Here is a 9,596-nt window from a genome sequence, read left to right as displayed (position 1 = left end):
CGAGTTTGAATACAGGACCTAGCTACCCGAGCGCCCCTGGACGTACTCCGTCGCGAGGACCGGTTCACCCCGCGACAGCTGGGTCGCGGACAGGGGCAGATCGGCCCGGGCGCCGGCGTGCCGGTCGCGCACCACATCCAGCGGCTCGCGGGTGACGATCTCGCCGCCCTTGACCAGCTCGACCAGGAGCTGGTGCTCCGCCAGGTCCGGAGGCACCGCTCCGGTGCCGATGACCTCGGCCTCCGCCACGCCGTACGCGTCGAGCCGGCGCGCGGCCCACTTGCGCCCGCCGACGGACGTCTTGCCGCCGGTGGACCTCTTCGCCACCGGGACCAGCGGCGCCGTAGGGTCGGCGGACTCGGCGCGCGCGACCAGCTTGTACACCATCGAGCAGGTCGGGTGCCCGGAGCCGGTCACCAGCTGAGTACCCACGCCGTAAGCGTCCACCGGCGCCGCGGCCAGCGAGGCGATGGCGTACTCGTCGAGGTCGGAGGTCACGATGATCTTCGTGTCGACGGCGCCGAGCTCGTTCAGCTGCTGCCGCACGCGGTGCGCGACCAGCAGCAGGTCGCCGGAGTCGATGCGCACCGCGCCCAGCTCGGGCCCGGCCACCTCGACGGCCGTCCGGACGGCCTCGGCGACGTCGTAGGTGTCCACGAGCAGCGTGGTGCCCCGGCCCAGCGAGTCGATCTGGGCCTGGAAGGCGTCCCGCTCGCGGTCGTGCAGCAGGGTGAAGGCGTGCGCGGACGTGCCCACCGTCGGGATGCCGTAGCGGAAGCCGGCGGCCAGGTCCGAGGTGCTCGCGAAGCCGCCGATGTAGGCGGCCCGCGAGGCGGCGACGGCGGCCAGCTCGTGGGTGCGGCGGGCGCCCATCTCGACCAGCGGGCGCCCGGCCGCGGCGGAGGACATGCGCGAGGCGGCGGCCGCGATGGCCGAGTCGTGGTTGAGGATGGAGAGGATCACCGTCTCCAGCAGCACGCACTCCCCGAACGAGCCCTCGACCCGCAGGATCGGCGAGCCCGGGAAGTACACCTCGCCCTCCGGGTAGCCCCAGATGTCACCGCCGAAGCGGTAGTCGGCCAGCCACTGCAGGGTCGCCTCGTCGACGATCTTCCGCTCCCGCAGGAAGTCGAGGACGCGGGCGTCGAACCGGAAGTTCGCCACCGCGTCCAGCACCCGTCCGGTGCCCGCCACGACGCCGTATCGCCGCCCCTCCGGCAGCCGCCGGGTGAAGACCTCGAACACGCTGCGCCGTTCGGCCGTACCCGCCTTCAGGGCGGCCCGCAGCATCGTCAGCTCGTACTGGTCCGTGAAGAGCGCCGTCGAGGGGACATCGACCGGCAGCCCAAGGTCCGCTGTGTTCATGGCAACGAATGCTACGCCCATTTCGTCAGTGTGACGATTTATCGCGTGCGTGGCAGCATGGGCCATGTGACGTCACCCGCTCCCGTAGAGATCGAACGCACCGAGTCGGCGGAAGAGGTCTTCGCCGTCCCCGAGCCGGACGTCCCCTGGGTCACGATCGTCCACAACGACCCGGTCAACCTCATGAGCTATGTGACGTACGTCTTCCAGACGTACTTCGGCTACACCAAGGACAAGGCCCACAAGCTCATGCTCGATGTCCACCACAAGGGCCGGGCGGTCGTCTCCAGCGGTAGTCGCGAGGAGATGGAACGCGACGTGCAGGCCATGCACGGCTACGGTCTGTGGGCCACCCTCCAGCAGGACCGGAAGTAGCGAATCGCCTCCATGTCAGGAACCTTCGAACCGCTCCCCGGCGGCGGCGCGGCCGTCGCCCTGGACGACGTAGAGATCTCCATCATCCGGTCGCTGGCCGTGCAGCTCATGGAGCTCATCGGCCCCGGCCCCGCCGAGGACGCCCCCGCGGACCCGCTCGCCGAGCTGTTCGCCGAGGGCCCGAGCGAGCCGCCCGCCGACCCGGTGCTGCGCCGCCTCTTCCCGGACGCCTACTGCGACCCGGAACGGGTCCCGGACTCGCCGGGGGAGGCCGAGGAGCAGCAGGCCCACTCGGCCGAGTTCCGCCGCTACACCGAGAACGACCTGCGGGCCGGCAAGCGGGAGAACGCCCTCATGGTGATCCGCTCGCTGGACGCGCTGTCCCCGGTGGGCGAGGGGAGCGCGGTCCTCAAGCTCTCCCCCGAGGAGTCCCGGCAGTGGCTGGGCGCGCTCAACGACCTGCGCCTGGCGATCGGCTCCCGGTTGGAGATCGTCGGCGAGGACGACACCGAGCTGCTCTACCGGCTGCCGGACGAGGACCCGCGCAAGCCGATGGTGATGGCGTACCTGTGGCTGGGCGGCCTCCAGGAGAGTCTCGTCGAGACCCTCATGCCGTAATCCCGATGCCGTAATCCCGGCCCGGAATTTCTCGCACGGATCACGACGTCCCCGATGTCGTGATCCGTCCCGGTTTCGCGTTCGCTCAGAGGACGCTCAAATCCGGATAACGATCCCGTCACCGTTGCGGCCTGGTATGCACCCACTGGGCGTTTTTTGTCCGGTTCTTCCTGTGTCGTGCGCCACAGGCGGCCCCGCCGATCATTGTTGCGGCCGTGATAAATCTTCACGACCGCCCGGCGAACACCACCCATGTTCGGCCGGGTGCGCCACCGAGCCGGCGACCGCCGGCCAGGCACGGGCAGGCTCGCGAAGCCCGCCCCGCTCCATCAATCCGGGGGGATCGAAACCCGATCCGAGGCCGACGAAAGGCCCGGTTCGGCATGGAGAAAGGCGCACAGCACACATGACCTCCGCTCAGGTCGACACGGAGAAGACCCCCGAAGAGGGGTACGAGCGCGGACTCGGCAGCCGCCAGGTGCAGATGATCGCGATCGGCGGCGCCATCGGCGTCGGCCTCTTCCTGGGAGCCGGGGCGAACATCGCCAAGGCCGGCCCCAGCCTCATCCTGATGTACGCCCTGGCGGGCGTGATCGTCTTCTTCATCATGCGGGCGCTCGGCGAGCTGCTGCTCTACCGCCCCGTCTCGGGTTCGTTCGCGGAGTACTCGCGCGAGTTCCTCGGCCCGTTCTTCGGCTACTTCACCGGCTGGACGTACTGGCTGATGTGGGTGGTCACCGGCATGGCCGAGCTGACGGCCGCCGCGATCTACGTGAACTACTGGTTCCCGTCGGTCCCGCGGTGGGTGACCGCACTGGTGTTCCTGGTGGTCCTGTTCGTGGCCAACCTGATCTCCGTGAAGCTCTTCGGCGAGATCGAGTTCTGGTTCTCGATGGTCAAGGTCACCGCGCTGATCGGCATGATCGTGATCGGCCTCGGCGTCCTCACCTTCGGCTTCAGCGCCGCCGGTGACACCGCGCAGGTCGCCAACCTGTGGCAGTTCGACGGCTTCTTCCCCAAGGGCGTCGGCTCCTCCCTGATGACCCTGCAGGGCGTCATGTTCGCCTACCTCGCGGTCGAGCTGGTCGGTGTCACGGCGGGCGAGTCCGAGAACCCCGAGAAGACCCTGCCCAAGGCGATCAACACCCTGCCCTGGCGCATCGCGCTCTTCTACGTCGGTGCCCTCACCGTCATCCTGTGCGTGGTGAAGTGGACCGAGTTCGCGGACGGCGTCAGCCCCTTCGTGAAGGCGTTCGCGATGATCGGCATCCCGGCCGGCGCGGGCATCGTCAACTTCGTGGTGCTGACCGCGGCCCTGTCCTCCTGCAACTCCGGCATGTACTCCACGGGCCGCATGCTGCGCACCCTGGCCGACAACGGCGAGGCCCCCCGCGTCTTCCGGAAGCTGTCCGCCTCCAAGACCCCGGCGTTCGGCATCACCGTCTCCGTCGCCTTCATGGCCATCGGTGTGGTCCTCAACTACATCGTCCCGGAGAAGGCCTTCGGCTACGTCACCTCCGTCGCCACCGCGGCCGGCATCTGGACCTGGCTGATGATCCTGATCAGCCACGTGCTCTACCGCCGCGCGGTCGCCGCGGGCAAGCTGCCCGCCTCCTCCTTCCCGGCGCCGGGCGGCGCGGTGTGCAGCTGGATCGCCATCGTGTTCCTGCTCTTCGTCACCGGCCTGATCGCGTACGACGCCGACTCCCGCATCTGCCTCTACGTGATGGCCGGCTGGGCCGCCGCCCTCGGCGTCGGCTGGGCGGTCCTCAAGGCCCGCAATCCGCAGGTCGCCGAGCGCCGCGAGCCGGAGCTCGAAAAGGTCGGCTGACCTCACCGGGAGGACGCCCGGCCGCAGGGAGTACTCGTGGCACCCCCTGCGGCCGCCGCTCAGGGCGTCCGGCATACGGGCCGTCCCGTACCAGTCTTCGGTACGGGACGGCTCTCTGCTTATGCTGGCCGGCATGCTGACCATCACCCAGGCCCTGCACGACAAGATCGTCGCCCACGCGCGTGAGGACCACCCCGACGAGGCGTGCGGCGTGGTCGCGGGCCCGGTGGGCGCCGGCCGGCCCGAGCGCTTCATCCCGATGCTGAACGCGGCCCGCTCGCCCACGTTCTACGAGTTCGACTCGCAGGACCTCCTCAAGCTCTACCGCGAGATGGACGACCGCGACGAGGAGCCGGTGATCATCTACCACTCCCACACGGCGACCGAGGCCTACCCCTCCCGCACCGACATCTCCTACGCCAATGAGCCCGGTGCCCACTACGTCCTGGTGTCGACGGCGGACGCCGACGGGGCGGGCGAGTTCCAGTTCCGGTCCTTCCGGATCGTCGAGGGCGAGGTCACGGAGGAAGAGGTCAAGGTCGTGGAGGCCTACTGATCCCGCGATGCGGTCAGTTCCCATCCACGATGCGAGATCACATTCCGGGACCCGGACCGGGAATCGATACGATGAGCCCATGGTTCTGAACGACGTGAGCGAGAAGGCGCCGGGCACGCTGCTCGTGGCGCGGCTGCACGTCGACCTGTGCAGGCTGAACAGCGCCATCTGTTGACGTTCCCCTGCCGCCGCACGGCCGTGAGCCGCGGCGCGGCGCCGCACGCCCTCCCCAAGCTCTCAGCTCCGTCGGAGCAGGGGGCGCCCCATCCTGAACCTTTCCCGACAGGAGCCCGCCACCATGGCCATCGAGGTCCGCATTCCCACCATCCTCCGCCAGTACACCGACGGTCAGAAGGCGGTGGAGGGCAACGGTGAGACCCTCGCCGAGCTGTTCGCCGACCTCGAAACCCGGCACGCGGGCGTCCAGGCCCGCATCGTGGACGGCGACCAGCTGCGCCGCTTCGTCAACGTCTACCTCAACGACGAGGACGTCCGCTTCCTCGACGGCATCAACACCAAGCTCTCCGACGGCGACAACGTGACGATCCTGCCGGCCGTCGCCGGCGGCATGGCCTGATCGGCCGCGATCCCCGATGCGCTACGACTCCCCGCTGGCCGCGGTGGGCAACACCCCCTTGGTGCGCCTGCCGCGGTTGTCGCCGTCCGCCGACGTCCGGATCTGGGCGAAGCTGGAGGACCGCAACCCGACCGGCTCGGTCAAGGACCGTCCCGCGCTGCACATGATCGAGCAGGCGGAGAAGGACGGCCGGCTCACCCCGGGCTGCACCATCCTGGAGCCGACCTCCGGCAACACCGGCATCTCCCTGGCCATGGCGGCGAAGCTCAAGGGCTACCGCATGGTCTGCGTGATGCCCGAGAACACCTCGCAGGAGCGCCGGGACCTGCTCGGCATGTGGGGCGCCGAGATCATCTCCAGCCCGGCCGCGGGCGGCTCCAACACCGCCGTACGCGTCGCCAAGGAGCTGGCCGCCGAGCACCCCGACTGGGTGATGCTCTACCAGTACGGCAACCCGGACAACGCCGGCGCGCACTACGCCACGACCGGCCCGGAGATCCTCGCGGACCTGCCGTCGATCACCCACTTCGTGGCCGGCCTCGGCACCACCGGCACCCTGATGGGCGTCGGCCGCTATCTGCGCGAGCACAAGCCGGACGTGAAGATCGTCGCCGCCGAACCGCGCTACGACGACCTGGTCTACGGCCTGCGCAACCTCGACGAGGGCTTCGTACCGGAGCTGTACGACGCCTCCGTCCTCACCACCCGCTTCTCGGTCGGCTCGGCCGACGCGGTCACCCGCACCCGGGAGCTCCTCCAGCAGGAGGGCATCTTCGCGGGCGTCTCGACGGGCGCCGCCCTGCACGCCGCGATCGGCGTCGGGAAGAAGGCGATTAAGGCCGGCGAGAGCGCCGACATCGTCTTCATCGTGGCCGACGGCGGCTGGAAGTACCTCTCCACGGGCGTCTACACGGCCGCCACGACGGAGGAGGCCATCGAGACGCTCCAGGGTCAGCTCTGGGCATAGAGCTCATCAAGCAGCCGCCAGCCCCCTCTCATGAGGGGGCTAAACGCTGACTATGGAGCGGCAAAGATCTCTCTCCGGTACTGCCCGGGTCATCGGGCCGGGACTACGGTCCCAGCGCACTCCCTTGAGTGTCATGCTCATGGCTGCGCGGTTCGCCGCCGCTACGCGCGTCACGGGCCTGCCCATCCAGTTCGACCCCACCGATGGAGGCAGTACCCCATGCGTGACTCACGCCCGAGCGGGCGTCGCCGGAGTCTGCGAAGACTCCTGGCCGTCGCCGCGCCCGCCCTCGCCCTCACCGTCGCCGGACTCGTCGCGGCGCCCACGGCCGGGGCGCAGACCCCCACCCACACGACTCGGGCCACCCAGAACGCCAAGGCACTGACCGCCCCGGAGCGGCAGGCCTTCCACTCCACCGGCAAGGCCGGTCAGAAGGTGCCGACCACGCACCTGTGCGCCACCGCGAAGCCGGGCCACGCGTCCTGCTACGCCCAGCGCCGCACCGACATCAAGCAGAGGCTGGCCGCGGCCCTCGCCGCCGCGCCCTCCGGCCTCGGCCCGGCCAACCTGCACAGCGCCTACAACCTGCCCTCGACCGGCGGTTCGGGCCTGACCGTCGCCATCGTCGACGCCTACAACAACCCCAACGCCGAGTCGGACCTGGCCACTTACCGCTCGACGTACGGCCTGTCCGCCTGCACCAAGGCCAACGGCTGCTTCAAGCAGGTCAGCCAGACCGGTTCGACCACCTCGCTGCCCACGAACGACACCGGCTGGGCCGGTGAAGAGGCGCTGGACATCGACATGGTCAGCGCGGTCTGCCCCAACTGCAACATCACCCTGGTCGAGGCCAACTCCGCGAACGACACCGACCTCGGCATCGCCGAGAACGAGGCCGTCGCGCTCGGCGCCAAGTTCGTCTCCAACAGCTGGGGCGGCTCCGAGTCCTCCTCCCAGACCAGCGAGGACACCCAGTACTTCAAGCACCCGGGCGTCGCGATCACCGTCTCCTCCGGTGACTCCGCCTACGGCGCCGAGTACCCGGCGACCTCCCAGTACGTGACCGCCGTCGGCGGCACCGCGCTGACCACCGCCTCGAACGCGCGCGGCTGGAGCGAGTCGGTCTGGAAGACCAGCTCCACCGAGGGCACCGGCTCCGGCTGCTCCGCCTACGACCCGAAGCCCAGCTGGCAGACTGACAGCGGCTGCTCCAAGCGCATGGAGGCCGACGTCTCCGCGGTCGCCGACCCGGCCACCGGCGTGGCGGTCTACGACACCTACGGCGGCTCCGGCTGGGCGGTCTACGGCGGCACCAGCGCCTCCGCCCCGATCGTCGCCGGCGTCTACGCCCTCGCGGGCACCCCGGGCTCCGCCGACTACCCGGCGAAGTACCCCTACTCCCACACCTCCAACCTGTACGACGTGACCAGCGGCAACAACGGCAGCTGCTCGACCTCGTACTTCTGCACCGCGGGCACCGGCTACGACGGCCCGACCGGCTGGGGCACCCCGAACGGCACCGCCGCCTTCGTCTCCGGCACCAGCGGCGGCAACACGGTGACCGTCACCAACCCCGGCAGCCAGTCCACGACCACCGGCGGCTCGGTCAGCCTGCAGATATCGGCGAGCGACAGCGCGGGCGCGGCTCTCACCTACAGCGCGTCCGGACTGCCGACCGGCCTGTCCATCAACAGCTCCACGGGCCTGATCTCCGGTACGGCGTCCACCGCGGGGACCTACCAGGTCACCGTCACCGCGACCGACTCCACCGGCGCCACCGGCTCGACGTCCTTCGGCTGGACCGTCGGCTCCTCCGGCGGCACCTGCACCTCCGCGCAGCTGCTCGGCAACCCGGGCTTCGAGTCGGGCAACACGACCTGGACCGCGTCGAGCGGTGTCATCACCAGCGACAGCGGTGAGGCCGCGCACGCCGGCTCCTACAAGGCCTGGCTGGACGGCTACGGCTCCTCGCACACCGACACGCTGTCCCAGTCGGTGACCGTCCCGGCCGGGTGCAAGGCAACCTTCACCTTCTACCTGCACGTCGACACCGACGAGACCACCGGCAGCACCCAGTACGACAAGCTGACGGTGACCGCCGGTTCGAAGACCCTGGCGACGTACTCGAACCTCAACGCCGCCACCGGCTACGCGCAGAAGTCCTTCGACCTGTCCTCGTACGCGGGCTCGACGGTCACCCTGAAGTTCAGCGGCGTGGAGGACTCCTCGCTGCAGACCAGCTTCGTGGTGGACGACACCGCCGTGACGACCGGCTGATCGCGTTCCGCTGAGTGGGGGACCCCGGCCGTCGGACTCGGCCGGGGTCCTTCCGGGAGCCGGATGCACAGGTGGAACGTCACATCTGCACCAGGTTCCGGTCCACGCGGAAAGGCGGTCACCCCCATGTTCCGTACGAGGCTCGTAGCGACGCTCGTCCTCGCGGCAGCGGCCGCGCTCGCGGTCGCGGGCTGCGGCTCGCAGAGCGGGGGGACGGGCGGGGGCAGCGGCACGGTGTCACCGAGCACGTCCTCCGCGACGACCGGTGCGACCGGGACGACCGCCCCCACGTCCCCTTCTTCCGGCACGTCCCCCGGTACGTCCTCCGGCACGTCACCCGCGCCGACCCGCACCGACGCCGCCGACTGCGTGAGCCACACCGAGCTCACCGCCGCCGACAACGGCCGCACCCTCTGCCTGACGACGGGCGGACAGGTCCGGCTCACCCTGGACGGCACCCAGGACCGCCCGTGGAAGCCGGTCACGGTCACCGGCGACGCGCTGAAGGCCGCCAACGCGGGCATCGTCATCCTCCCGGGCGACGCCGTCGCGGCCTACGACGCGGTGGCCCGCGGCACCGCGAAGCTCTCCTCGTCCCGGCCGCTGTGCGCCCAGCCCAGCAGCCCCGGTCAGATGTCCTGCCAGGGGATCGAGGAATGGACGGTCACGGTGCGGGTACGTTGAACCCGTTCAGCCCGCGAGGTGTCGAACCTGGTCCCACAGGACCGGATCGACCACGCCCACCCGGCGGCGGAAGTCCCGGACCGGGACCTGCCGCAGTTCATCGGTCTCCAGGAAACTCGGACGGCCGTGGGCGTCGCCGACCGAGCCCGGCGGCAGCGGGATCACCCCGGCCCGTTCGTCGTGGTACTTGCTGGTGATCTTCGCGACCGTCGCCCGGTTGCCGCGCACGGCCAGCACCAGACAGGGCCGGTCCTTGCCGCCCGGCTCCTGTTCGTACGGCACGTTCGCCCACCAGATGTCCCCGGGGTGCGGCCGTGCCGCCCGCTCCCGAGGACCCTCCCGCCGT

The 9,596-nt window shown here is 70.1% G+C and carries 11 protein-coding genes; 9 read left to right on the top strand and 2 right to left on the bottom strand.

Annotated features, from left to right (window positions below):
* Positions 1-18: 18 nt before the first annotated feature.
* Positions 19-1,365: a nicotinate phosphoribosyltransferase gene (locus IPZ69_RS44975; protein WP_235460701.1), complete on the bottom strand. Its 1,347-nt coding sequence runs from the start codon at positions 1,363-1,365 to the stop codon at positions 19-21.
* Between the two features lie 57 nt (positions 1,366-1,422).
* Here IPZ69_RS44975 and clpS point away from each other — a divergent pair, with 57 nt between their 5' ends.
* The 9 genes from clpS to IPZ69_RS44935 all read left to right on the top strand — a co-directional run bounded on the left by clpS (position 1,423) and on the right by IPZ69_RS44935 (position 9,250).
* Positions 1,423-1,740: an ATP-dependent Clp protease adapter ClpS gene (gene clpS, locus IPZ69_RS44970; RefSeq protein ID WP_235460702.1), complete on the top strand. Its 318-nt coding sequence runs from the start codon at positions 1,423-1,425 to the stop codon at positions 1,738-1,740.
* A 12-nt stretch (positions 1,741-1,752) separates the two neighbouring features.
* Positions 1,753-2,358: a DUF2017 domain-containing protein gene (locus IPZ69_RS44965; protein ID WP_235460700.1), complete on the top strand. Its 606-nt coding sequence runs from the start codon at positions 1,753-1,755 to the stop codon at positions 2,356-2,358.
* A 406-nt stretch (positions 2,359-2,764) separates the two neighbouring features.
* A complete protein-coding gene (locus IPZ69_RS44960) occupies positions 2,765-4,189 on the top strand; it encodes an amino acid permease (RefSeq protein WP_235460699.1) in 1,425 nt (474 codons plus the stop codon).
* Positions 4,190-4,322: 133 nt separating this feature from the next.
* Entirely contained in the window at positions 4,323-4,745 is a 423-nt protein-coding gene (locus tag IPZ69_RS44955) for a Mov34/MPN/PAD-1 family protein (RefSeq protein ID WP_235460698.1), read from the top strand.
* Positions 4,746-4,824: 79 nt separating this feature from the next.
* Positions 4,825-4,920: a putative leader peptide gene (locus IPZ69_RS48030; protein WP_309550412.1), complete on the top strand. Its 96-nt coding sequence runs from the start codon at positions 4,825-4,827 to the stop codon at positions 4,918-4,920.
* 123 nt (positions 4,921-5,043) lie between these two features.
* Positions 5,044-5,322 (top strand): MoaD/ThiS family protein, encoded by a 279-nt coding sequence (locus IPZ69_RS44950; RefSeq protein ID WP_235460697.1) that lies wholly within the window; start codon positions 5,044-5,046, stop codon positions 5,320-5,322.
* A gap of 16 nt (positions 5,323-5,338) precedes the next feature.
* The gene (locus IPZ69_RS44945; RefSeq protein WP_224737454.1) at positions 5,339-6,289 is read left to right on the top strand and encodes a PLP-dependent cysteine synthase family protein; all 951 of its coding nucleotides are present in this window, start codon (positions 5,339-5,341) and stop codon (positions 6,287-6,289) included.
* A 219-nt stretch (positions 6,290-6,508) separates the two neighbouring features.
* Entirely contained in the window at positions 6,509-8,566 is a 2,058-nt protein-coding gene (locus IPZ69_RS44940; RefSeq protein ID WP_235460696.1) for a putative Ig domain-containing protein, read from the top strand.
* Positions 8,567-8,692: 126 nt separating this feature from the next.
* Positions 8,693-9,250 (top strand): hypothetical protein, encoded by a 558-nt coding sequence (locus tag IPZ69_RS44935; RefSeq protein ID WP_235460695.1) that lies wholly within the window; start codon positions 8,693-8,695, stop codon positions 9,248-9,250.
* A gap of 6 nt (positions 9,251-9,256) precedes the next feature.
* Here IPZ69_RS44935 and IPZ69_RS44930 read toward each other — a convergent pair.
* Positions 9,257-9,596, bottom strand: a 340-nt coding sequence (locus tag IPZ69_RS44930; protein ID WP_235460694.1) for a type II toxin-antitoxin system PemK/MazF family toxin, incomplete at its 5' end; no start/stop codon positions are given.

Source organism: Streptomyces olivochromogenes, assembly GCF_021538895.1.
Lineage (GTDB): Bacteria > Actinomycetota > Actinomycetes > Streptomycetales > Streptomycetaceae > Streptomyces > Streptomyces olivochromogenes_A.
The sequence above is the reverse complement of the archived record's forward strand: the minus strand, read 5'-3'. Positions and strand labels throughout refer to the sequence as shown.